Genomic DNA, 24,451 nt, shown 5'->3' with positions numbered 1-24,451 from the left:
TCCGCAACACATGCGGTTTGGTGGTGCGGACCGAGCCGGCCCTGCCACGATTACTTGGTAAAAAGTTCGGCCACTGTCAGAGCTTGCGAGTTCGCAAGCTCACTCGACGGTGATGCCCATGGAGCGGGCGGTTCCGGCGATGATCTTCGCGGCCTGCTCAACGTCGTTGGCGTTGAGGTCTTCCTGCTTGGTCTTTGCGATCTCACGGACCTGATCCATGGTGACCTTGCCGACCTTGGTCTTGTGCGGCTCTCCCGAGCCCTTCTGCAGACCGGCGGCCTTGAGCAGCAGCTTCGCGGCCGGCGGGGTCTTCAACTTGAAGTCGAAGGAACGATCTTCGTAGACGAAGATCTCCACAGGCACGACATTGCCGCGCTGGCTTTCTGTCGCGGCGTTGTACGCCTTGCAGAACTCCATGATGTTCACACCGTGCTGACCAAGTGCCGGACCCACGGGCGGTGCCGGGTTGGCGGCGCCTGCGTTGATCTGGAGCTTGATGATCCCGGTGATCTTCTTCTTCTTCTTTGGGGGCATCCTTTTCCCTGTTTCTGATTGATGTCGCTTGGGCTGATGACTTGCTTCAGCCCGGTTTCACGCCCGCTGGAGACGTGAAAGTCTGTTGGGCGGAAAAGACCTGTTAGATCTTTTCGACCTGGTTGAAGGCGAGCTCGACCGGGGTCTCACGACCGAAGATCGAAACCAGCACCTTCACCTTGCGCTGCTCTGCGTTGACCTCGCTGATCGACGCAGGCAGCGTTGCAAACGGTCCATCCATGACGGTGACCGATTCGCCGACCGTGAAGTCGACCTCGACGACCGGCGCGTTTGCGGCGGCCAGGTCTGCTCCACCCTCGGAACCCGATTTGCCCGAGGCCTTCTTGGGCTCCGTGCGCGGCATCAGGAACTTGAGAACGTCGTCCATCGACAACGGGGACGGACGCGAGGTCAGTCCCACGAAGCCGGTGACGCCGGGCGTGTTGCGCACTGCGCCCCACGACTCGTCGTTCAGTTCCATGCGAACGAGGATGTAGCCGGGCAGCACCTTGCGGTTGACCTTCTTGGGCTGACCGTTCTTGATCTCGGTGACCTCTTCGGTCGGAACCTCGACCTGGAAGATGTAGTCGCCGACGTCGAGGTTCTGCACACGGGTCTCGAGGTTGGCTTTCACCTTGTTCTCGTACCCGGCGTAGGAGTGGATCACGTACCAGTCGCCGGCAGCCTTCTTGAGAGACTTCCGCAGCGCCTCGACCGGGTCTTCTTCTTCCTCGGGCTCGGCAGCTTCAGGGGCATCGACAACCTCTGCGGCGTCGGCAGCCTCGTCGAGGGTCTCCTCGGCGACGTCGTCGCTGTCGGTCGCCTCGGTGTCGGGGGCCTCGTCGGTCGGTTCGGAGTCGGAGACGCCACTGTCAACAGCGCCCGAATCACCGGCCGTCTGATCGATGGTGTCGGTTTCGGTCTCGCTGATATCAGCGTCGTTCTCGGGGGTGCTCACTGCAGCCCACGCTCCCTTTCTTCGAAGCAGTCGCTCGGGTTGGTTACCCGAACAACCACAAAACTCCCTTGGCAAAGCCCAGGTCCAGCGCCGAGACGAACGTAACCATCACGATCACGAAGATCAGCACGATGATCGTGTACTGGATCAGCTGCTTCTGCGTCGGCCAGATGACCTTCTTGAGCTCACTGACAACCTGTGTCAGGAACACGTAGATCCGGATGAACGGATTACGGCTGTCTTCCGGCTTGACCCGCTTGCGCGCGCCATCCTTTTTCTTGTCTTTGCCGGCGTCTTTGGTGGTGACGGCCGACGTGGTGGAGTCGTCGTCATCGCCACCGTCGCTTTTCGCGAGGTTTGGTCGCTTGCCACGCGGCGAACGCTTGCCCGAAGGACGCGCCTGCGTTGCGGTATCACCGCTGGCGGCGTCGTCGTCCACCGAATCCGTTGCGGAGTCCACAGAAGCGTCGAGCTCGACCTCGTCGGTCGGCCCGGCCGCGTTCTTGGCGCGTTCGGCACGGTCGCGCTTGCTCAACTTGATCCTCTCGTGGCTGAAGTCCGCTGCTGACGTGTCGGGCCTGGGCCCTGCCACACAACAACTGACATCGGTTGCCCTTCCGGTGTGTGAAACACACCGCCAAGGGCAGGGGCGACAGGACTTGAACCTGCAACCTGCGGTTTTGGAGACCGCTGCTCTGCCAGTTGAGCTACGCCCCTTTGGGTCGTCTCGGCTTCGCTGACCACGTGATGGCCCTCGAGTCCTCGTCGACCCGGCGTCTGGACTACACAAAACCAACGCGCCACCCTCAGGGCAGCGCGCGAGTTTGAGTAAATCTCAGACTTTAGAAGTGTACGTCACCAGGTGGGTCGAACTCCAACCAGCTCTGTGAGCTGGGCTTTGTCCGTCGATTACCCGGTTCGGTACGAGAGATTCAGTTGAACTGCACTGTGGCGAGCGCGCGCCCGAAGATCTTGCGCTCACCTTGTTTTGCGACCATCGAGATCTGCCCGCGCCGGGTTTCCGGATCGAGCGACTTCACCTTGCCGGTGAAATCGACAGATGCGTAGTCGTCTGCGGGTACGTACACGGGGCTGGTGAAGCGCACGTTGTACTCGCAGATTGCCGCTGGGTCGCCGATGAACTCGCCGAGGAAACTTGCTCCCAGACCCATCGATTGCATGCCATGGGCGACGACGTCGTCCAGGCCGGCGACCTTGATGACCTCATCACTGTAGTGGATGGGGTTCGGGTCTCCGGCAACCCCTGCATAGTTGATCAGGTTGCCACGGGTCAGTTTGAAGGTCCGCGGCGGGAGCTCCTGGCCGACGGTGAGCTCATCGAAGTTGACGGCACCGTAAGCCTGGGGCGAGATGTCGGGATCCGGGTCGTCGTATCGGGCGAACGGCCCTTCGACCGTCTTGCCCGGGTTGATACCGACGGGTTCCTTCATCATCACGTGCTCGAGTTTGTCGACCAGCGCCGGGTCCGCCTCCACCGCGGCGCGGGCGGCCAGGCTGGTGAAGGTGGTCATCACCGGTTCGTTGCGCTGGTTCCAGATGACGTTCTTGGTGACCATCAGATCGGTGCCGGACATCTGACGGAAGGATTCGAGTGAGACGTCGCACACCAGCTGGTCGCCGACCTTGATGGGCTGGTGGAAGACGAGCCGCTGATCGCTCTGCATGATCTGCCAGAGGTCATAGCCGGTGATGACGTCTTCGAACAGGCGTCGCTGGGCGATGATGCCGAGTACCGAGACGAACGTGGGAGCGGCCACGAGGGTGTCGTGCCCCATCTCGCGGGCCTTCTCCTCGTTCCAGTGCACGGGGTTGGTGTCCTGGACGGCGCGGGCGTGTTCGCGTACCTTCTCGCGTCCGACTTCGTAGTAGTCGTCGACGGTGTACTTGAAGCCGACCATCTTCTGCGTGTGCTCGGCGATCTGTTCGGGGGTCTGCTTCTCGCCATCCCCGAGCGGTTCGAGGCGCTGCTCGACCTGTGCTTCGCTCGCATTCGTCACTCGACCGACCTCATCTTTCAACTGTCCATTGGACGCGGGCGGGGCGATCATCGACCAGGGCTGGGATGCCGCCGCGCCATTTCCGCTTCAACACCAAAGACCGGGAACACTGGCGCGTCCCCGGTCGAATAGGCAGTCAGCGACTGACCACCAGATGGTGGCTAGCGCGATTCCTTGTGGTTCTGGTGGGTTCCGCAGTTAGGGCAGAACTTCTTGATCTCAAGGCGATCGGGGTCGTTACGCCGATTCTTCTTGGTGATGTAGTTGCGGTGTTTGCAAACCTCGCAGGCCAAGGTGATCTTGGGGCGCACGTCTGTTGAGGAGGCCACGGGATTGCCTTTCAGGTGGATCGTGTGGTGTGTCTCCTTGTGGGGAGACACTCGGTGGTCATCGCCGGAGCGATACTGCTAGCGCGTTGCCGTAGGCGGCACTGGTAGCACTTTGCCGCAGGCGGCACGGTAGCGCGTTGCCGGAGGCGACCCTGGTAGCGATGGCCGGACTCGAACCGGCGACCTAACGATTATGAGTCGTTCGCTCTAACCAACTGAGCTACACCGCCATGGCCCGGAATCGACTACGGCGGGGCGGCGTCTAGCAGTCCCACCGCTCGATCCTGAGTCCAGCGAGCCCCCTGACGGAATCGAACCGTCGACCTTTTCCTTACCATGGAAACGCTCTACCGTCTGAGCTAAGGGGGCGTGGCTCTGCGCTCCGGTGCCTCGCGGCACCCTTACTTCAGGGCCTCATCGAGATTACACAGCGCGCCCGGCTGGTGCCAAATCCGCTGTTCATCCCTCTTTCGCACCAAACGGCCTCTCACTGAAAAATCCAGCTCGAGGCCGCTTTTCTGGCGCTGTGGCAGGTATAGGATTCGAACCTATGTAGCTTGCGCGGCGGATTTACAATCCGCTCCCTTTGGCCGCTCGGGCAACCTGCCGTGCCACTTTCCGTTGTCTTTTGGACCGTCGGAAAGCAACGCGGGAAACATTACATTGGGTACCCCCCAGAACCACAAATCCGCTGTTCAGCGGCACCGGATCTGGAGCTTTTGACCCGTGATGCAACGTTTCGGTCGAGCACCCGACTACCCTTGTCGGTTATGGCAGATTCAAGTTTCGACGTGGTCAGCAAGCTCGACCGCCAGGAAGTCGACAACGCGCTCAACCAGGCCGCCAAAGAGCTGTCTCAGCGTTACGACTTCCGCGGTACCAACACCACGATCGAGTGGTCCGGCGAAGAGAACATCGTGATCACCTCCGATGCCGAGGAGCGGGCCCAGGCCGGCCTCGAGGTGTTCAAGGAAAAGCTCATCCGCCGGGACATCTCACTCAAGGCGTTCGACGCCGGCGAGGTGGTGGGCTCGGGCAAGACCTACAAGATCACCGGTTCGCTGGTCCAGGGCATCGACTCTGAGAAGGCCAAAAAGATCTCCAAGGCCATCCGCGACGAGGGCCCCAAGGGCGTCAAGGCTCAGATCCAGGGCGAAGAGCTCCGGGTGTCGAGCAAGAAGCGCGACGACCTCCAGGAAGTGATCAACCTCCTCAAGGGCAAAGATTTCGAGATCGCCCTGCAGTTCGTGAACTACCGGTAGTCCTGACCGACTCTCCACCAAACTTCGTCCCCCTGAGTGCCTGCCGAGGGCAAATGACCCTCGGACACCAATCAGGGGGACGAATTCGGTGACGCTCGGCTCGTCGATGCCGCAGAATCAGGCCCGTGCAGGTCGGAATGACGATGCCGGTGATGGAACCGGACCTTGATGCGGCAATGCTCAGAACCTGGGCGAAGGTCATCGACGAAGGCCCGTTTTCGTCGCTCTGTTGGGGCGAACGGATCGCCTTCGACAATCCCGACAGCCTGACGCTGCTCGGCGCGGTGGCGGCGTGGACCGAGCGGGTACGTCTGGTGACCACCGTGATCGTGCCGCAATTGCACGATCCGGTGATGCTGGCGAAAGCACTCGCCACCGGAGACGTCATCAGCGGCGGCAGGCTCACCGTCGGTATCGGCGTGGGTGGTCGACACGAGGACTACCGGTCGGTGGGTGCTGATCCGAAAACCCAGACGATGCGGCAGATGGCCGAGCGCGTCGACGTCATGAAGCGCGTGTGGGCCGGTGAACGCCAGACCGATTCCGTACTCCCGGTCGGGCCTACGCCGATCCAAGAGGGCGGACCCCAGCTGCTCGTCGGGACGATCGGACCCAAGACACTTCGCAGCGCGGCCGCGTGGGCTGACGGATTGGCAGGCATCACGCTGGACCTCGACGTCGGCAAGCAGCGGGAGCTGTTCGACATCGCCTCCACCGCATGGTCAGAGGCCGGCAAGAAGCCACCCCACCTCGCCACGTCATTCTGGTTCGCGCTCGGCGACCCCGAACCCGCTCGCGCCCAGATACACCAGCACCTGCGCCACTACATGAACTGGATTCCGGCCGAGTTCGTCGACGCCATCGCGCCCACGACGGGCTGGTCCGGCTCCGACGCCGAACTCGCCATCGTGCTCGAGGAGTTCGCCGCGATCGGCACCGATGAAATCCACCTCATACCAACCAGTTCCGACATCGGCCAGCTCAATCGGGTCGCGGAGATCGTCAAAGACCTTCGGCTATAGCGCCCACATCATGAGCTGCGGCAATCCTGCCGTCGCTTTCGGTCAACGAATCGCCATCTGCTGCACGCGGCCTGCGCTGACGAAGGCTCTGGCCTGTTTGATCTGGCGGACGACAGGGGTCACCTCGATGTCATCAACACCCGCCACGCCTCCGAACCCGGCAGTCATCACCTCGTACAGATGACTGGTGTCGCGACACAGCGCCGACGCCATCAGATTCGTGGTTCCGGTTGTGGCGCAGACGAAAGGGACCTCGGGCAGCGTCCCGACAGCACTACCGGCGGCATCGAGTCGACTGACCGGAACCTTTCCCCAGATGATGGCCGCCAAGCTCACCCCGAGCTGCGGCAGCGAGACATCGAGATCGAGGTACACCACGCCACTGTCGACGAGTTCACGTAATCGATGCGCGGCCCGCGCGGGCGTCCAACCGAGGTTGTCCGCGATCTTCGCGTAGGGCATTCGCGCGTCGCGCTCCAGCATGTTCAACATCTTGTGGTCATCGGTGTCGAGCTGAAGCGTTGCGCGATGGGATCTTTCGTCCCGCTCATGCTCGGTGATGACCGAAAATCGCGTCTCCGCAGCCTCTTTCAATGCTTCGAGTTGATCAGGTTCGAACAGCTCCGGAAAACTCGGCATGCGGGCTACGAGCGGATATCGTCGCACCACCGTGTGCGACGATATCGCCTGCACCAGAGATGTTTTCGGAAGCTGATCGGTGACCATCTGATCGCGCTCCCCCGCCGACTTGGGACGATGGACAGCCATCACCTGCGAGCTGGTGAGATTCACCCAACTCATATCTGGATGCCGCCCGAGGGCCGTCGCGAGCGTGGCGCCACTACCCGGGACCGGCGTGATCCGCAGGACGCTCTGACTGACTCCGAGCGCAAGGGAGTCGATCAGTGCCGTGCACTGCAGGACCCCACCGCGCACCATCGCCTGATAGCGCCGCGCGGCTGTTTGTTCCGCCATGCCCAGCGCCGCCCCGATCTTGGCGAACGACATCCGGATGTCGTAGCCGAGAGCGTGGATGATTCTGCGGTCGTTGTCATCGATCATCGCTGATTCCTCTACATCGGCCCATGGGTATGGAGGTTATCTCGATTATCGACGTCAAGAGTGCTGGATTGTCGGTTGGAGTCCGCACACTCAGGGACAACAACTACGGCTTCAACCGAAAGGACCTGACCATGCGCAAGTGGACACCACTCGTCGCCGCCTGTCTCGGCACATTCATGCTGCTGATCGACATCACCATCGTCAACATCGCACTCCCCGACATCCAGTCGGACCTCGACACCAGCTTCTCCGCGCTCCAATGGGTGCTTGATTCCTACGCACTGGTGCTTGCCGCACTGGTTCTCGCTGCAGGCAGCCTGTCCGACGGTGTCGGACACAAAAAGATCTATCTCATCGGTATCGCGGTGTTCGCGCTCGCTTCGCTGGCGTGCGGGCTGGCGCCCAATGTCGCCGTGTTGATCGCAGCCCGTTGCGTCCAGGGCATCGGCGGCGCCGCCATGTTCGCGACCACCCTCGCCCTTCTGCACGCCACCTACACCGGCCGCGACCGCGGAACAGCCTTCGCAGCGTGGGGCGCTGTCAGCGGCGCCGCGGCCGGAGTGGGTGTCGTCCTCGGTGGCCTGCTGACCGATCTGCTCGACTGGCGGTGGATCTTCTTCGTCAACCTGCCACTCTCGGCGATCACCCTGTGGCTGGCGGCGACCGCGTTCAAGACGGACAACCGCCGTGCCCTGAGACTCGACATCCCCGGCGTGCTCACATTCAGCGTCGGCGCGGCATCGCTGACGTACGCGATCATCCATGGTGGCGAGGACAGCTGGACCGCACCGGTCACCCTGGCCGCATTCGCGGTGGGCGTGGTGATGCTGGCTGCCTTTGTGGTCGTCGAGCGCAAGCAGGAAGCCCCGATGTTGCCGCTGGGCTTGTTCACCCACCGCGGACTCACCGGCAGCGTCATCGGAGCCCTCGGTATCAGCATCGCCGCGTTCTCGAGCTTGCCGCTGCTCGCGATCTGGATGCAGGGCACAGTCGGATTGTCGCCGCTGAACAACGGGCTGGCCGTCCTCCCCATGCCGGTGATGGCGTTCCTCGTCGCCGGTGTCGGCGGGAAGTTCCTGCATGATGTGCCCCCACGAATCACCATCGGCGGCGGACTTGTCATCGTCGGTGTCGGATCGCTGGCACTGATGCTCATCGGGCCCGGGTCGGATTGGTATGCAGCAACTCCCGGCCTCCTGATCATCGGTATCGGCGTGGGTGTGATGTCACCGGCACTCAATGCCACCGCACTTGCTGCGGTACCGCCGCAGCAATCGGGTGTCGCCTCGGGTGCGGTGAACACAGCCCGCCAACTCGGCTTTGCGCTGGGTATCGCGGTCCTCGGATCGGTCTTCCAAACGGTGACCGGCTCCGACACCGATCACAGTTCGACGAACTTCACGTCCGGACTCGACAGCGCCTTCGCCGTCGCGGGCATTGTCGGGATCATCGGCGGCGCGGTGGTGTTCGCACTCCTGAGCGCTCGTGCTGACGCCGCCGCCCCAGAGACCGCCCGCGTGTAACCAACCGCGCCGGCCATACGAAGACGCTCCACATATGTGAATCAATATGTGGAGCGTCTTGGCGTATGTGGAGCACGTCCGGTCAGCGGTGCCCGCGCGACATCTCTTCGAGCCGACGGATGCGGTCCTCCATCGGCGGATGCGTGGCGAATATCTTGCTCATCCGTTCACCGGCCCGGAAAGGGTTGGCGATCATCAGATGTGACTGCGCAGCGATCTCCGGATTCGGCGGCAGCGGCGCCTTCTGCACCCCGCCGGAGATCTTGCGCAGCGCCGAGGCCAATGCCAAAGGGTCGCCGGTCAATTCGGCTCCGGAGGCGTCTGCCTGATACTCGCGAGACCGCGACACCGCCAGCTTGACCACCATCGCCGCGATCGGACCGAGAATGGTGATCAGCAGCAGCACAATGGGATTCGCCCCGCCGTTACGGTTTCCGCCCAGGATGAATGCGAAGTTGGCGATACCACTGATCACCGCCGCCATCGCACCGGCGATGGACGAGATCAGGATGTCGCGGTTGTAGACATGCGAGAGCTCGTGTCCGAGAACAGCTCTGAGCTCACGCTCGTTGAGGATCTGAAGGATGCCGGACGTGCAGCACACTGCCGCATTCTTGGGGTTCCGACCGGTCGCAAAAGCGTTGGGCGCCTCGGTGGGACTGATGTACAGCGCCGGCATCGGCTGGCGGGCAACGGTCGCAAGTTCGCGCACGATGCGATAGAGCACCGGCGCCTGAACTTCGGTGACCGGCTGCGCATGCATGGACTTCAGCGCCATCTTGGCACTGTTGAAGTACACGTAGCCGTTGACGCCGACGGCCAAGATGATCGCCACCACCAGGATGGCCGGACTCTGGAATGCCGCACCGATCCCCACGATGATGGCCGACATGAGACCCAGCAGGAGGGCCGTCTTCAGTCCGTTGGCATGGCTGCCCATTGATCACTCCTGTTCTGTTGCACTGGAGGTTCAACGAACGAACCACACGGTGTGGTTCCCCGATGATGTGGCCTTTTGGCGAACAAAAGCCCAGGTGGGTTCCGCCAAAACGGCACCACATCGGGGTGGAGTGGTGGGGTCAGCCGATGCGGTCGATGGTGTAGCGAACCAGTGAGCTCATCGCGTCGTTTGCGGCGCCTTCGGGAAGCTCGGCCAGTTCCGCATAGGCGGCGTCGGCGTATCCCTTCAGGGTCGCCCGGGCCTTCACGAGGCCTTCGGACTTGTTGAGCAACTTGAGGGCCTCTGCGACCTCGTCGTCCGTGGTCAGTGCGCGGTTGCTGCCGTCGGCGGCCACCACGAGTTCCCGCAGGCGGGTCTCGGCCGGGTCCGCCAGCGCGTAGAGCACCGGAAGCGTGTGCACGCCCTCGCGCAGATCGGTTCCCGGGTTCTTACCCGAGTCATCGGCTGCCGAGCTGATGTCGATGATGTCGTCGGATACCTGGAAGGCAACACCGACCGCGTCGCCGAGCCGCGAGAGCCGCTCGATCTGTTCGGTGTCAGCGCCCGATGCCATGGCGCCGAACCGGCCACTGGCCGCGATCAACGAACCGGTCTTTTCCCACACGACCCGCAGGTAGTGCTCAACCGGATCAACTTTGCCGCGGGCGCCGACGGTTTCGCGCATCTGACCGGTGACCAATTCCGCGAAGGTGTCGGCGATGATCAGCACGGCATGCGGGCCAAGGGTCGAGACCAGGCGCGACGCCCTGGCGAAGAGGAAGTCGCCTGCCAGGATGGCCACGCTGTTGCTCCACCGACTGTTGGCGCTGAGCGCACCACGGCGCAGCTCGGCTTCATCCATCACATCGTCGTGGTAGAGCGTCGCGAGGTGGATCATCTCGACAACGGTCGCAGAGGTGATCACCTCATCGGAGTGCGGCTGGGGGCCGAAGTGCGCCGACAAGATGGCGAAGATGGGGCGGAACCGCTTGCCACCGGCCTTCGCGAGATGTGTGGCGGCCTCGGTCAGGAAATCCTCGCCGGACGACAGCTCCTTGAGCAACAGCTCCTCAACGCGATCGAGTGACTGCCCCACATCCGTGGCGAAAGCCTCGGATCCCATTTCAAGACCTGCGAACGTTGTCTTCACGCCTGACCTGCTCCTGTCATAGGGAGAGCCTAGTGGTGCGGGATACTTACCGGGTGAGTGCACCCATCCGCGTTCCCGCGCGCACCGAGATTCTAGTCGTCGGCGCAGGTCCTGGTGGGTCGGCGGCCGCCGCAGCCGCCGCAGCCGCCGGTCGAGAGGTCACCCTGCTCGATTCAGCGGTGTTCCCGCGCGACAAAACCTGCGGTGACGGGTTGACGCCGCGTGCCATCGCCGAACTCGATCGCCTGGGTCTGGCAGATGCGTTCAGTGGCCCCCGCATCGAGGGTCTCGACCTGCAGGGGTGGGGTGGACGGCAGCAGGTGCGGTGGCCGCAGAAGTCCACCCATTTCCCCGCCTACGGCAGTGCCGTGGCCCGCACCGAACTCGATGACCGCATCCGGCACCACGCCTTGGCCGCGGGTGCGACGATGGTATCCGGCGTCAAGGCTGTCGGCGCGACCATCATCGGCGGCAAAGTGACCGCAGTGCAATGCAATACGCCCGACGGACCGGCTCAGATCGAGGTCGACAAGGTGATCGTCGCCGATGGTGTCCGCTCGGCGCTGGGCACGTCGCTGGGTCGCAGCTGGCATCGAAACACCGCCTACGGCGTGGCGGCGCGCGCATACGTGGAGTCGGGACGCTGCGACGACACCTGGATGGGATCACACCTCGAATTACGGGACGGGGCAGGCGAATTGCTGCCCGGTTACGGCTGGGTCTTCCCACTGGGCTCCGAGTCCGGGCTGGTGAACATCGGGGTCGGCGCGCTGGCCACCGAGAAACGTCCGGCCCACATGGCACTGCGGCCGATCATCGAGCACTACACCAACTCTCAGCGCGACGACTGGCAGCTGCGGGGCAAACCCCTGCGCATCGCCTCGGCGTTGTTGCCGATGGGCGGGGCCGTCTCCGGCGTGGCAGGCGCGAACTGGATGCTGATCGGTGATGCCGCGGCCTGCGTCAACCCACTCAACGGTGAGGGTATCGACTACGCCCTCGAAACCGCCCGCCTGGCCGTCGAAGTGCTTGGTGAGAACGACTATTCGACGTTGTGGCCGGATCTGTTGCGGTCGCGCTACGCGCTCGCCTTCTCTGCGGCCCGCCGTCTCGCCGCGGTGTTGACGGTGCCTCGGGTGGTGCCGATCCTGGGGCGTCCCGGTATTCGATCGGCCGCCCTGATGTCGATGGTGGTGCGGGTGATGGGCAACCTGATCACCGAGGACGATTCCGATCTCATCGCCCGCGCCTGGCACCTCGCCGGCCTGACAAGCAACAGACTCGACACCCGCCCACCCTTCACCTGACCCCCGCCCCCCGATGATGTGCCCTTTTGGCGAACAAAAGCCCAGGTGAGCACCGCCAAAACAGCACATCATCGGGAATTACTCCAGCATCTTGCGGATGTCGTCTGCATCGACGGCGGTGGAGAACATCTCGCCGTCGTCGACCACCGCGTTGAACAACTCACGTTTGCGGTCCTGCAGTGCGACGACCTTCGCCTCGATGGTTCCGGCGGACACCAGCCGGTAGACGGTCACCGGCCGGGTTTGGCCGATCCGGTGCGTCCGGTCGATGGCCTGGGCCTCCGCGGCCGGATTCCACCATGGGTCGCAGACGAAGCAGTAGTCGGCCTCGGTCAGGTTGAGTCCGAAGCCACCGGCTTTGAGACTGATCAGGAAGACCTGCGTCTTACCGGAGGTGAAGTTGTCGATGGCGACGGTCCGCTCCTTCGCCGACAGCGACCCGTCGAGGTAGCTGTACCGGATACCGTCCGCCTCGAGCGCCTTTCGCAATATGCCGAGGAATCCGGTGAACTGACTGAAGACGAGCGCACTGTGGCCTTCGGCGATCAGTTCCGGAAGCTGCTCGCGGATGAAGTCGACTTTCGCCGACGCGACATCGCTGTCGGCAGCGTCCACCAGTCCGGCGTGCAAGCTCAGTTGCCGCAGCATCGTCAACGACCGGAAGATCTGGAAACGGTTCTTCTCCCAGTCCCCGAGTAGTCCGAGCACCACTTCACGTTCCCGGACCAGCCGGGTGTCGTAGATCTTGCGGTGCTTCGGCGACAACTCGACCTGCAGGACCTGCTCCTGCTTGGCAGGCAGATCCCGCGCGACCTGGTCTTTGGTGCGGCGCAACATCACCGGTTTGATGCGTTTGCGCAGGACCGGCAACCGTTCGGGATCCTCACCCTTTTCGATGGGTTTACGGAAGAACTCTCCGAACGACTTCGGACTCGGGAACAGCCCGGGCACGGTGATCGACAGCAGCGACCACAACTCCATCAGGTTGTTCTCCATCGGAGTCCCGGTGACGGCGAGTTTGAACGGCACGGACAACCGGCGTGCGCACTGGTGAGCTTTCGAATTGTGGTTCTTGACGAACTGGGCTTCGTCGAGAAGCATGCCCGCCCACTCGTGTTCGTCATACGAGTCGAAGTCGATACGCAGCAGGGCGTAGGTGGTGATCACCAGATCGGCATCGGCGATCAACTCTGCCAACGGTTTACGACTTCGCGCCGCGGTCGCGGTGACGGCAACCGCTTTCAGGTCGGTGAAGCGATGGCACTCCGACACCCAGTTGCCGACCACACTCGTTGGCGCGACAACCAGAAACTTTCCGGTCTCCCCGTTCTCACGGGCGCGGGCGAACAGCGCCAGGGTCTGCAAGGTCTTACCGAGTCCCATGTCATCGGCCAAGACACCGCCGAGTCCGTTGTCCCAGAGAAACGACAGCCAGTCCAGCCCCTCGCGCTGGTAATCACGCAGAGTGGCATCGAGCATCCGGGGCTGTTCCACGCGCTGCGGAGGTCGTGCCGCACTGAGCTTTTCGACCCGTTCGCGCCACTGCCCGAGTTGCTCGTCGACGACACCGAGTTGTAGCAACTCTTCCCACAGCGTTGCATTCGCCGGGATCGCTGGAACTCGACCGGAGCCCAATTCCCCCAGCGTCTCGGCTTCGGTCATCAACGCTTTGAGCTTGGTCAGCTCCGGTGTGTCCAGCGCGAAGTAGACCCCGGACGGCAGCAACATATGTGTTGCGCCCGTGGATAATTCTGCGAGAACATCGGCCACCGGAACCTGCTCGCCGTCGACATCCATGGTGATCGCCAGGTCGAGCCAGTCGGACTCGGCCGAGTCCGAACCGGAAAACCGTACCCGCGCACGTTCGGTGACCTGCCGATACCGCGTGCTGACCTCGGCTACGTCGAGGACCAGGTCGTCGCGGTCGACGAGCGTCGGCAGGATCTCGGCGAACAGGCGCGCCGTCTCGACGGGGGTCAGCTGCAGGTCGACACGCAGCGTTCTTGTCGTCGCGGCCGCCAGGGCGTGATCATGATCGGCCGGTTGGAGTTCGTGGAGCGGTGGGAAGCTGTCGGTTCCCGGCACTCCCCCGATGTGCGCGACCAGGATGCGATAGGCCGCCGTCTGCGACAGGAGAGTGACCGCACCCAGGACATCACGGAGCTTTTCCCACAGTTCCTGCTCGGCGGCCACATCGCGCCATCGCGGCTCCGTCATCGGGTTGTCACGGAAGTCGCGGGGTTTGTCGTTGACCAGATAGCGCATGGCCCAATGGATGTGGGCGGTGTCGTGGATGAGCTGGACGGTGAGAAGGGCGACGGGTCCGGTGATGACGGGTGGCTCGAATACCGATTCATCCACACGCACCGCCACCGATTCGCGCAAGCGCGGCAACATATCCGCAGCGAACGCGGCGGCATCTCCAGCCGGGATGACAATCGGTGGACCATCCAACAGTTGCGCAACCGCACCGTTGTCCGGTTCGAAGGGTGCGAGCGTGAGCACACCGTCGTCGTCGATATATGAAACACCGTGCGGCGCCTTGTTTCCCAAGATTTCGACGCCATCGGACGGCAGCGTGACGCCATCGACGTCGATTTCGATCACGACGCGGGTATCACCGCCGAGCTCCCCACCGATGTCGAGGGTGAGCCCGGCCCGCTTGCCGATGTGTACGTCCTCGATTCCGGCAGACGGGTCACCGAGGATCGGGATCCCTGCTGCGATCGCGGCATCGAGCTGCTGCCAGATGGTGGCCGGTGCCGTCGTGAGGATCAATCCGTACGGGAGCCCGTATCTGGTCGTCCGCATGGCGTCCGAGGCCATCGCCTGGAGCGCCGACAGCTGCGCCATGTCGAAATGTCCTGGTCCGAGCCCGACGATCATCGGCCAGTCGATACCCGACCTGATCCATTGCGACCGGGTGCCTGGACGCAACAGTCGCAACGCCAACTGGGCCGGTTTGGGCCGACGCCCCGCGGTGACGCCATCGCTGTAAAAAACCTGCAAGGCCAGCGGTTCGGCAGGTTTGGGCCGGTTCGGCTCGAGCAGCGGCCGCAGCCGGCGCTCCCACTGCGGGACCTGCTGAGCGGGCAAGCGAGACAAGTCGGTGTCGATGCCTTCGGCAAAGGTGAGCAGCAGCGCCACGGCGTGTTTACAGAAGTAGCCGACCGGACAGGTGCACGACGCATCCGCGATCTTCCAGTCCGCACCCAACCCGCTGAAGACAACGCGCATGCCATAGGTGGAGACACCCGAACCCGCGCATCGTCCGGTCAAACGATGCTTTTGCTCGTCCCACTTCACCGCGCTGACGCGGCGCTGCTTCGCATACGCCGATCCACGACCGATCGTCCCCTGCTCGAAGTCGTCGGCAAGCGACGCCGGGGTGATCAAGTGCGCCCAGTCGGTAGTCATTGATTGCAGGTTATCGAGAGATCGAGACAGCGCCGGAATCGAACGACTCGTACCTCCCGATGATGTGGTGTTCTGGCGAACAAAAGCCCTGGTGAGCGCCGCCAAAAGGCCACATCATCGGGGTCAGGCAGGTTTGACACCCCGATGCAGCGCGGTGATACCGAAGGTGAGGTTGCGCCAGCGAACATCTTCGAATCCGGCATCGCGCATCTGCTGCGCCAGCGCCGGCTGTTTCGGCCATTCGCGGATCGACTCCGCGAGGTAGACATACGCCTCCGGGTTACTCGACACCTTGGTCGCCACCGCAGGGAGCGCCTTCATCAGGTACTCCATGTAGGCCACCCGCATCGGCTCGAAAACCGGGGTGGAGAACTCGCAAATCACAACGCGGCCACCAGGTTTGAGAACCCGGAACAGCTCGGCGAAGGCGACATCGACGTCGTTGACGTTGCGGAGACCGAATGAGATGGTCGCGGCGTCGAAGGTGTTGTCGCCGAACGGCAGATGCAACGCGTCGGCGGCGACCTTCGGCACCGGCCGCTTGGCCCCCGCCTTGAGCATGCCGAGAGAAAAGTCCGCCGCGACGCAAAACGCACCGGACCGCGCGAGCTCGACGGTGGACACCGCAGTGCCTGCCGCGAGGTCGAGTACGACATCGTCGGGCCCAAGCGCCAGCGCCTTGCGGGTGGCAACGCGCCAGCCGCGATCCTGACCGAACGAGAGGACGGTGTTGGTGAGGTCGTAGCGTCCCGCGACACCGTCGAACATGGCCGCGACGTCTTTGGGATTCTTGGCCAGCGATGCACGTGACATGACCGCAACCGTACCGGCTGCGTCGATCAGGCCTGGTGTCGAGCTCCGCCTCCGGCTACGTCTCAGGCCAATTGTCGAGCTACGTCTCAGGCCGCCAGTCGGCGCGCAGCCCGGTTCCGTCCGAGGACGGCGTCGTAGTGCCCGATGAGTTGGTCGGTGATCGCCGACCAGGTCCGGCCCTGCACACTCCGGTGCGCTGCGGTACCGAACTCGGAGCGCACGTGATCGTCTCCGAGTGTGGTGATCGCGCCCGCGAGACGCTCGGAGAAGTTGTCGAGACCGAGTAGATATCCGGTTCGGCAGTGGTTGATGAGATCGCGCGGTCCGCCGGCGTCGGGTGCGATCGCCGGGACACCGCTGGCGAGGGCTTCCTGCACCGCCTGGCAGAAGGTCTCGTGCTCACCGGCGTGGACGAACACGTCCAGGCTCGCGTAGGCCCGCGCGAGTTCGAGGCCACCGAGCTCACCGGTGAAGACCGCGTCGGGCATCAGCCCTTCGAGCGCTCGTCGTTGCGGTCCGTCGCCGACGATCACCAGCTGCACGTCGTCGCGGCCCGAAAGGACAGCCAACCGTTCCACATGCTTCTCAGGGGCCAGGCGACCGACGAATCCGACTATGAGCTTGCCGCCGCTGCTCCAGCGGGCGCGCATGGCGTCGTCGCGGCGCGAGGGATGAAAGCGGGTCTCGTCCACCCCGCGACCCCAGTGGTGGACGCGCGGAACACCCCGGTCGCGGAGGGCCTTGACCGAGACCGTGGACGGGGCCAGGGTGCGGTCGCAGGCACTGTGCAGTTTTCGGGTCCACACCCAGGCGGCCCAGGTGCCGGGTTTCATGCCGTAGCTGGCGGCGAATCCGGCGACGTCGGTCTGGAACACCGCAACGGTCGGGACATCGAGCCGATGCGCGCAGGCGACGCCCGCCGCACCCACGACAAACGGCGAAGCGAGGTGGACGATGTCGGGGCGAAAGTCGGCGAGCGCTCGATACATCGACAGCGCGGGTACTCCGACCGGCATCGAGCTGACCTTGGGAACCATCATCGACGGGATGTATTTCACCTGCGCACCGGACACCAGCTTCGGGCCCGGCTTCGATCGCCCCGACCGCTTCGCCGACCGAGGGATGTCGGGGGCGACGATCAGGACCTCATGTCCACGACGTTCGAGGTTCTCGGTCACCCGCAGGACCGAGTTGACCACGCCGTTCATGTTCGGCAGGAAGCTCTCCGCGACAATTGCCACTCGCACGAGCCCAGTGTCGGGCGTGAAGTTGTCAGGCTGTGTTCGACGCCGTGACCGGGACCGGAACTGCAGATGAACGTCCACCTGTCCGACGCCGGTTGATCTCGGCGAGGAGCACCATGATGCCGCCGATGACCAGCCACGAATACACCAGCACCGACAACGCGGGCAGGATCGCCAGGCTCGCGTCACGCCCGGTGACCCGGACGAGTTCGGGGTCCGACTTCGAGTAGTCGATACTGATGCGCTGACCCTTCGTCAGCCCACCGGGATAGAAGACACCCAGGCGTGGGCTGTGGAACATGCCGTCTGGTGTGGAGAACGCGACCGACGCCCTGGTCGGACCGGCACTGACCACCTCGGCCACCGTGGTGGCCTTGTCAGAATTGATCAACACGTCGTTCCGGTAGGCCCCGGCGACCATGGTCGCCATCATGATCGTGATGATGATCCCGACAGTGAGCAGCGCGATCTGAACACGGCGCAGCACGGTCGGAGACATGCCGCCACCATAGTCACTCGGTTCTGACGACCCAATTCCGTCGCCACTCATCCCCCCGCGAACGGGTCAGAGGCGAGTTTTGATGGATGCGTGCACGGACCTCAGCGTCGACCGGTCCGTCCGGACCTCGATGACCTCGATGCCTGAACCCGACGCATTCAGCGCGCCGGGCAGCTCATCGAGCGTCACGAGCCGGTGCGGGGTTCCGAATCCGGCACAGACCGATGCCAGGTCGGTCTGGTGCGGTGTGCCGAAGACCCGTTCGTAGGCGCCGAGGTAGTCGGGCCCCGAGAAGCGGGGGTCACCCTGTTCGAGCAGACCGAAAATGCCTCCGCCGTCGTCGTTGGCCACGACGATCGTCAGCCGGTTCGGCCGTGGTTCGGCCGGACCGATCAGCAGTCCGGTGGCGTCGTGCACAAATGTCAGGTCTCCCATCAGCGCGACCGTTCGGACGCCGGTCGCGAGTGCCGCGCCGATCGCGGTGGAGACGTTTCCGTCGATCCCCGCGACACCTCGGTTCGAGAGGACCCGAACATCGGGTCCGACACGTCCGGCCAATGCGACGTCGCGGATGGGATTGGACGCCCCGACCACCAGTTGCTCGCCGGGTGCCATCGCCGCGCTGACAACCTTCGCGACGTGCAGTCCGGTGACGGCTTCGGTGGCATCGAGTTCCAGGTCGACCGCGTTGACCGCACGTTGGTGCGCGGCGGCGCAGGTCTTGAGCCAGTCCTCGTCCGGTTCCCCGACAACCTCGGCGCGCGAACCGGTGGCGAGCACGTTGCCCGAGACGTCGGGCCAGCGCGGCCCGGTGGTCAGCGCGTACACGCGGACATTCGGATCGGCGAGCAGCGTCGAGACCTCGCGGTGCAGGGTCGGACGACCACAGATGATGGCCTGGGTGGGACGAACCGCCGACAACGCCAGCGGATGCAGCGGGTTCTCGGGGGCCGGGGCGGTCGGCTCGGCCACGGTCGGCAGTGCGGCCAGCTCGGGTCGATGTCCGGCGCCGTGCCCGGACACCACGACGGTCGGTTCGCTGATGTCGATGTCGACGGGGACGTCCAGCTTGCCGACGGCGGTCACCGTCCAGGGGGCACCGTCGGGCCGGCCTGCGAAGACACCGAGGTCGTCGCTGGGCGCGGCGCCCGGATCCGGGACCAACGGCTCGCGCAATGGAATGTCGAACTGCACCGGTCCGGCGTTGCCGGTGCGGGCGCCGCGGGCCGCGGCGAGCACACGCCCGACTGCCGAACGCCACTGACTGTTGGTGTCGAGGTCCTGCTCGGCCAGCCCGAGGCTGATCGCCGCGCGGACCTGCGTGCCGAATATCCCGAACTGTTCGATCGTCTGATTCGCCCCCGACCCCAGGAGTTCGTAGGGGCGGTTTGCGCTGATCACGACCAGTGGCAGCCGCGCATAGTTGGCCTCGAAGACCGCCGGACTCATGTTCGCCACCGCGGTACCGCTGGTCATCACGATCGGCACGGGCTGCCTGGATGCCGCGGCCAATCCGAGCGCTAGATAGCCGGCCGTGCGCTCGTCGACCCGCACGTGCAGTCGCAGGAGTCCGGCCGCATCGGCGGCATGCAACGCGAACGCGAACGGTGCGTTGCGTGAGCCGGGGCACAACACGGCTTCGGCCACGCCTCCGCGGATCATCTCGTCGACGATCACGCGCGCCTGCAGGGTCGAAGGATTCATTACTTCAGGCTAGCGGCGCCACCTGCGTGCCCATCGCGTCGACCGGTGTGACGACGCGGACAATCGGCCAGATCGCCCGATCCAAAACGCGGTGCCCGACTTCAGACCGCGAACCCAGCCCTACCGGGTACGGTCGCAAGGGTGATCGGCTTACCGAGATCGGTGACGGCACTACTGTTCGATCTCGACGGAGTTCTGACCGACACGGCAACAGTTCACCGGCGGGCCTGGAAGCAGGCTTTCGACACCTTTCTCGTGTCGTACGCCGCGGCAGATCCCGAGCAGCGTCGACCGTTCACCGACGACGACTATCTCCAGTACGTCGATGGCCGGTCCCGGAACGACGGGATCGCGACATTTCTGGCGTCCCGCCACATCACGCTTCCGCCAGGTGACACCGGCGACACCGCGGCCGACGCCACGGTCAGCGGTATCGGTGACACCAAGAACGCATTGTTTCTCGACGAACTGAAAACAACAGGCGCGCAACCATATCCCGATGCAGTGGCGTATCTGAAGGCAGCGCAGCATGCCCGGTTGGCGATCGCCGTGGTGACCAGCTCCAAGAACGGCGCACCCATCCTGGAGGCGACGGGTCTCGCGGCGTATGCCTCGGCCCGGGTCGACGGACTCACGATCGCGCAGCGTGGCCTCGCCGGAAAACCCGCTCCCGATGCATTTCTCGCAGGCGCGGAGGCCCTTGGCGTGCCGCCCGAGCAGGCCGCAGTGTTTGAGGACGCCGTCGCGGGCGTGGCGGCCGGGCACGCCGGTCGTTTCGGCTACGTCGTGGGCGTCGACCGCTCCGGCGGCGGCGCGCATGGCGACGACCTGCGCCGTGCCGGTGCCGACCGCGTCGTCACCGCCCTCACCGAACTGTTGGAGGACCGATGACCCAGGATCCCGGCATGGAAGTGGCGCCCTGGCACCTGAGCTGGCGCGGCACCGATCTGGAATCGCTCGGTCTCATCGAATCGATCTTCGCGCTGTCCAACGGCCACATCGGGTTGCGTGCCAACGTCGAGGAAGCCGAGCCGGTCTTCAACCCCGGGACCTATCTGAACGGCTTCTACGAACGCCGCGAGCTGCCGTACGCGGAAGGCGGTTACGGATATCCCGAGGACGGGCAGACGGTTGTCAACGTCACGAACGGCAAGATCATCCGGCTTCTGGTCGAAGACGAGCCGATGGACCTGCGTTACGGGACCACCCAGCATCACGAGTGGAAACTCGACTTTCGTTCGGGAACCCTGCTGCGCACCACCGAGTGGACCTCACCGACCGGCAGGCGGGTCCGGATCACGTCCGAACGGCTGGTGTCGTTCACCGAACGGGCGATCGCCCTCATCCGTTACGAGGTCGAACCGCTCGACGAAGACACCGAGATCGTCCTTCAGTCCGACTTGTTGGCCAATGAATCGGTGGCCAAGCCTCCGGGCAAGGACCCCCGGTTGGCGGCGGCACTGCACCGACCGCTGGTCGGCGAGTTCGCCACCGCACACGGGCATCGAGCCGTACTGGGTCACCACACCAGAGAGTCCGGGCTACGCATTGCCGCCGGGATGGATCATGAGCTCGAGGCGCCGAACTCGGTGTCCTGCGAGATCCTCAGCGAGGACCTCGCACGGTTGACCGTGACCGCCACCGTCCCTGTCGGACAACGGGTCGCGATCACGAAGTATCTGTCGTACGGATGGTCGAGCCAGCGATCGACCTCGGCTCTGCAGGCCCAGGTCGAAGCCGCTCTGGCATCGGCCCTCGACAACGGCTGGGACGAGTTGAAGGCCCGCCAACGCCAATATCTCGACGACTTCTGGGCTACCGCCGACGTCATCCTCGACGGCGACCCGGAGCTGCAGCAGGCCGTCCGCTTCGCACTGTTCCAGGTCTTGCAGGCGGGCGCTCGCGGCGAGAACCGAGCCCTGCCCGCCAAGGGCCTCACCGGACCGGGGTATGACGGCCACGCCTTCTGGGATACCGAGACCTTCGTGCTGCCGGTCCTGACCTACACCGTCCCCGATGCGACCGCCAACGCGCTCGGCTGGCGACACGCGACGCTTGCCATGGCCAAGAGCCGGGCCATCGAATTGAGTCAGGCGGGTGCAATGTTCCCGTGGCGCTCGATCAATGGCGAGGAGTGTTCGAGCTACTGGCCTGCAGGCAGTGCTGCAGTCCACATCAATGCCGACATCGCCGCAGCGGTCTCGCAGTACGTCGCCGCAACCGGTGACGAGCAGTTCGAGGTCGACCGCGGGCTCGAGCTCCTGATCGAGACGGCACGATCGTGGGCGTCGCTGGGCCATCACGACCTGCGCGGAGATTTTCGCATCGACGGGGTGACCGGGCCGGACGAGTACTCATCGATCGCCAACAACAATATTTATACGAATCTGATGGCGCAGAAGAACTTCCGTGATGCCGTCGCGGCGTGCAAGCGGCATCCCCCGGAGGCTGCCCGATACGGTGTCGACGACGAGGAGACGGCGCACTGGCAGAGCTGCGCAGATCGGATGACGCTTCCGTATGACCCGGAATTGGGTGTCCATCAACAGGCCGAATCGTTCACCCGCCAGGCCCGATGGGATTTCGCGGGCACACCACCCGAGAATTATCCCCTGCTCTTGCACTATCCGTATCAGGATCTCTACCGCAAACAGGTGGTCAAGCAGGCCGATCTGGTGCTCGCGATGTATCTGCGCGGCGATGCGTTCACCGCGGAACAGAAGCGGCGCAACTTCGACTACTACGAACCGCTGACCGTGCGGGACTCGTCGTTGTCGGCCTGTGGGCAGTCAATTGTCGCGGCAGAGGTCGGACACCTCGATCTCTCGTACGACTACTTCGTCGAGACCGCACTCACCGATCTGCACGACCTGCACCACAATGCGTCGGGTGGCCTGCACATCGCGGCGCTCGCAGGCACCTGGTTGTGCTGTGTCGCCGGCTTCGGCGGGATGCGGGATCACGGCGGGGTCGTCACTTTTGCGCCGCGACTTCCCCTCCGGCTGGACCGCATGGTCTTCCGGATGGCGCTGCGGCGCAGCTACGTCGAGGTCGAAGTGCATCACAACGAGGCGACCTACCGGCTGATCGGCGGCGACCACCAGCAGTTGTCGCACCACGGCGAGCAGTTCGTACTCGGTGATCGACCGGTGACACTGCAGATCGACGAACTGCGCCCGGATTCGACGCCTGAACAACCGCCGGGGCGCGAGCCGTATCGACGGGTCGCATCGTACTGATGCCGGAGCACACGTTCGATTTCGTCCTGCTCAACCAGGGTGGCGCGGGCAAACCAAAAGCCGACAACACGCGTATTCAGTAGGGTCGGATCATGACTGATCGCGAGTTCGACATTGTTGTCTTCGGAGCCACCAGTTTTGTCGGCGCACTGACGGCCGGGTACCTGGCCGAACATGCGCCCGCCGGAACCAAGATCGCCCTGGCCGGCCGCAGCGAGCACAAACTCTCGCAGATGCGGTTCGACCTGCCTGAGCCCGCCAACGCCTGGCCGCTGATCATCGCCGACGTCGACTCACCGGCGTCGCTCGATGCGATGACCGCTCGCACCCGGGTGTTGTGCACCACCGTCGGCCCCTACCTGAAGTACGGCGAGACGGTCCTGGCGTCGACCGTCAACAACGGCACCGACTACGTCGACCTCACCGGCGAGGTACCTTTTGTCCGGATGTCGATCGACAAGTTCGGTGATCAAGCGAAATCCAACGGCGCACGAATCGTTCATTCGTGCGGATTCGATTCCGTCCCTTCTGATCTCGGCACCTACCTCCTGTACAAGAAGATCAGCGCGGACGGCGAGGGCACGATGGGTGAGACGACCATGGTGCTGCGCAGCTTCCGCGGCGGCATCAGCGGCGGGACGGTTGATTCGATGCGCGTGATCGCCAAGGAAGCCGCGAACGCCGAGACGCGGCGCACCCTGCTCGATCCGCATGCCCTGTCCACCGGGCCAGGCGAGTACGCGGGCATCAAACGCAGCGCCGAGCCCAGCGATATGGCACTGGTGAGCGCGTCGAAGGTTGATCCGAGCCTCAAGGGAACGCTCGCCCCATTCTTCATGGCCAGCTACAACACCCGTATCGTTCGCCGGTCGAATGCGCTGCTCGACAACGCCTATGGAGAGAATTTTCGCTACGGAGAGACCATGTACGTCGGCAGCACCCCGATCGTCTCGACCGCGGTTTCCGCGGTGGTTGCCGCCGGAACCACGGCATTCCTCGGTGCGATGTCGGTCGGCCCGATCCGCAAGGTGCTCGATCGCGTGCTCCCCAAGCCCGGCGAGGGTCCCAGCAAAAAGGTGAGGGAGGCAGGTCATTTCACGACGGAGACCTATACGACCACCACCACCGGTAAGCGCTATCGGTCCCGGATCGTCGCCAAGGGTGACCCGGGATACAAGGCCACGGCGGTGATGTTGTCGGAGTGTGCGCTGTCGCTGGCGTTGAATCGCGACGAATTGCCGCCGCGCTCGGGCATCTTGACCCCCGCCGCCGCGATCGGCGATGTCCTCATCGAACGGCTGCGTGCCGCCGGCTTCAAACTCGAAGCCGAGCAGCTCACCTAGCCCCCACCTCCGCAAACGAGCCGGTAGTACAAAGACGAGCCACATATTTGTGGCTCGTCTTCGTAATACCGGCTCGTTTAGGGGTGG

At 64.0% G+C, this 24,451-nt stretch carries 20 protein-coding genes and 4 tRNA genes; 7 read left to right on the top strand and 17 right to left on the bottom strand.

The features are described from left to right. Positions 1-99: 99 nt before the first annotated feature. From rplK to AC1TPF_RS08095, 9 genes are all read right to left on the bottom strand, one after another. Complete coding sequence (gene rplK, locus AC1TPF_RS08135) at positions 100-534, bottom strand: 50S ribosomal protein L11 (RefSeq protein WP_482135627.1); 435 nt, start codon at positions 532-534, stop codon at positions 100-102. Between the two features lie 103 nt (positions 535-637). Next, positions 638-1,492, bottom strand: a complete 855-nt coding sequence (gene nusG, locus AC1TPF_RS08130) for a transcription termination/antitermination protein NusG (RefSeq protein WP_482135628.1) — start codon at positions 1,490-1,492, stop codon at positions 638-640. A 43-nt stretch (positions 1,493-1,535) separates the two neighbouring features. After that, complete coding sequence (gene secE / locus AC1TPF_RS08125) at positions 1,536-2,027, bottom strand: preprotein translocase subunit SecE (RefSeq protein WP_482135629.1); 492 nt, start codon at positions 2,025-2,027, stop codon at positions 1,536-1,538. Positions 2,028-2,136: 109 nt separating this feature from the next. Further along, positions 2,137-2,209 (bottom strand) — tRNA-Trp (locus AC1TPF_RS08120). Between the two features lie 215 nt (positions 2,210-2,424). Then, positions 2,425-3,510, bottom strand: coding sequence for a fused (3R)-hydroxyacyl-ACP dehydratase subunits HadA/HadB (locus AC1TPF_RS08115; protein WP_482135630.1), 1,086 nt, complete (start codon positions 3,508-3,510; stop codon positions 2,425-2,427). Positions 3,511-3,671: 161 nt separating this feature from the next. Further along, positions 3,672-3,839, bottom strand: a complete 168-nt coding sequence (gene rpmG, locus AC1TPF_RS08110; RefSeq protein ID WP_028463290.1) for a 50S ribosomal protein L33 — start codon at positions 3,837-3,839, stop codon at positions 3,672-3,674. 153 nt (positions 3,840-3,992) lie between these two features. After that, positions 3,993-4,069, bottom strand: a tRNA-Met gene (locus AC1TPF_RS08105). Positions 4,070-4,135: 66 nt separating this feature from the next. Continuing rightward, positions 4,136-4,208 (bottom strand) — tRNA-Thr (locus AC1TPF_RS08100). A 158-nt stretch (positions 4,209-4,366) separates the two neighbouring features. Further along, positions 4,367-4,447: transfer RNA gene (locus tag AC1TPF_RS08095), tRNA-Tyr, on the bottom strand. A gap of 162 nt (positions 4,448-4,609) precedes the next feature. Between AC1TPF_RS08095 and AC1TPF_RS08090 the strand changes: the two genes are divergently transcribed. Together AC1TPF_RS08090 and AC1TPF_RS08085 are read left to right on the top strand one after the other, a co-directional pair. After that, entirely contained in the window at positions 4,610-5,101 is a 492-nt protein-coding gene (locus AC1TPF_RS08090; RefSeq protein ID WP_482135631.1) for a YajQ family cyclic di-GMP-binding protein, read from the top strand. Between the two features lie 137 nt (positions 5,102-5,238). Next, entirely contained in the window at positions 5,239-6,123 is an 885-nt protein-coding gene (locus tag AC1TPF_RS08085) for an LLM class flavin-dependent oxidoreductase (protein ID WP_482144059.1), read from the top strand. Positions 6,124-6,165: 42 nt separating this feature from the next. Here AC1TPF_RS08085 and AC1TPF_RS08080 read toward each other — a convergent pair whose 3' ends face one another. After that, positions 6,166-7,185, bottom strand: a complete 1,020-nt coding sequence (locus AC1TPF_RS08080; RefSeq protein ID WP_482135632.1) for an Lrp/AsnC family transcriptional regulator — start codon at positions 7,183-7,185, stop codon at positions 6,166-6,168. Between the two features lie 23 nt (positions 7,186-7,208). Here AC1TPF_RS08080 and AC1TPF_RS08075 point away from each other — a divergent pair, with 23 nt between their 5' ends. Next, on the top strand, positions 7,209-8,708 hold the full coding sequence (locus AC1TPF_RS08075; RefSeq protein ID WP_482143430.1) for an MFS transporter: 1,500 nt from the start codon (positions 7,209-7,211) through the stop codon (positions 8,706-8,708). Between the two features lie 82 nt (positions 8,709-8,790). On the opposite strand, the gene htpX is transcribed toward AC1TPF_RS08075, so the two are convergent. Continuing rightward, positions 8,791-9,648 carry a zinc metalloprotease HtpX gene (gene htpX, locus AC1TPF_RS08070; protein WP_482135634.1) on the bottom strand — a complete coding sequence of 286 codons (858 nt, stop codon included), beginning with the start codon at positions 9,646-9,648 and terminating at the stop codon, positions 8,791-8,793. A gap of 139 nt (positions 9,649-9,787) precedes the next feature. Beyond that, on the bottom strand, positions 9,788-10,798 hold the full coding sequence (locus AC1TPF_RS08065) for a polyprenyl synthetase family protein (RefSeq protein ID WP_482143428.1): 1,011 nt from the start codon (positions 10,796-10,798) through the stop codon (positions 9,788-9,790). A 53-nt stretch (positions 10,799-10,851) separates the two neighbouring features. On the opposite strand from AC1TPF_RS08065, the gene AC1TPF_RS08060 reads away from it, so the two are divergent. Further along, the gene (locus AC1TPF_RS08060; RefSeq protein WP_482143427.1) at positions 10,852-12,105 is read left to right on the top strand and encodes a geranylgeranyl reductase family protein; all 1,254 of its coding nucleotides are present in this window, start codon (positions 10,852-10,854) and stop codon (positions 12,103-12,105) included. A gap of 78 nt (positions 12,106-12,183) precedes the next feature. Here AC1TPF_RS08060 and AC1TPF_RS08055 read toward each other — a convergent pair whose 3' ends face one another. From AC1TPF_RS08055 to menD, 5 genes are all read right to left on the bottom strand, one after another. Further along, entirely contained in the window at positions 12,184-15,522 is a 3,339-nt protein-coding gene (locus tag AC1TPF_RS08055; RefSeq protein ID WP_482143425.1) for a DEAD/DEAH box helicase, read from the bottom strand. Between the two features lie 123 nt (positions 15,523-15,645). Then, positions 15,646-16,335 (bottom strand): demethylmenaquinone methyltransferase, encoded by a 690-nt coding sequence (locus tag AC1TPF_RS08050; protein ID WP_482135638.1) that lies wholly within the window; start codon positions 16,333-16,335, stop codon positions 15,646-15,648. Between the two features lie 86 nt (positions 16,336-16,421). Beyond that, entirely contained in the window at positions 16,422-17,582 is a 1,161-nt protein-coding gene (locus tag AC1TPF_RS08045; RefSeq protein WP_482143423.1) for a glycosyltransferase family 4 protein, read from the bottom strand. A 25-nt stretch (positions 17,583-17,607) separates the two neighbouring features. Beyond that, positions 17,608-18,078, bottom strand: coding sequence for a hypothetical protein (locus AC1TPF_RS08040; protein WP_482135640.1), 471 nt, complete (start codon positions 18,076-18,078; stop codon positions 17,608-17,610). 66 nt (positions 18,079-18,144) lie between these two features. Further along, complete coding sequence (menD, locus tag AC1TPF_RS08035) at positions 18,145-19,782, bottom strand: 2-succinyl-5-enolpyruvyl-6-hydroxy-3-cyclohexene-1-carboxylic-acid synthase (protein ID WP_482135641.1); 1,638 nt, start codon at positions 19,780-19,782, stop codon at positions 18,145-18,147. 141 nt (positions 19,783-19,923) lie between these two features. On the opposite strand from menD, the gene AC1TPF_RS08030 reads away from it, so the two are divergent. The 3 genes from AC1TPF_RS08030 to AC1TPF_RS08020 all read left to right on the top strand — a co-directional run bounded on the left by AC1TPF_RS08030 (position 19,924) and on the right by AC1TPF_RS08020 (position 24,364). Beyond that, a complete protein-coding gene (locus tag AC1TPF_RS08030; RefSeq protein ID WP_482143421.1) occupies positions 19,924-20,673 on the top strand; it encodes a beta-phosphoglucomutase family hydrolase in 750 nt (249 codons plus the stop codon). Then, positions 20,670-23,021: a glycoside hydrolase family 65 protein gene (locus AC1TPF_RS08025; RefSeq protein WP_482143420.1), complete on the top strand. Its 2,352-nt coding sequence runs from the start codon at positions 20,670-20,672 to the stop codon at positions 23,019-23,021. The genes AC1TPF_RS08030 and AC1TPF_RS08025 overlap by 4 nt, the downstream gene beginning before the upstream one ends. 92 nt (positions 23,022-23,113) lie before the next feature. Then, entirely contained in the window at positions 23,114-24,364 is a 1,251-nt protein-coding gene (locus AC1TPF_RS08020) for a saccharopine dehydrogenase family protein (RefSeq protein WP_482143419.1), read from the top strand. The last annotated feature ends 87 nt before the right edge of the window (positions 24,365-24,451 follow it).

This window comes from Williamsia sp. Y853 (genome assembly GCF_056786495.1).
This window is presented reverse-complemented; position numbering and strand designations above follow the sequence as displayed.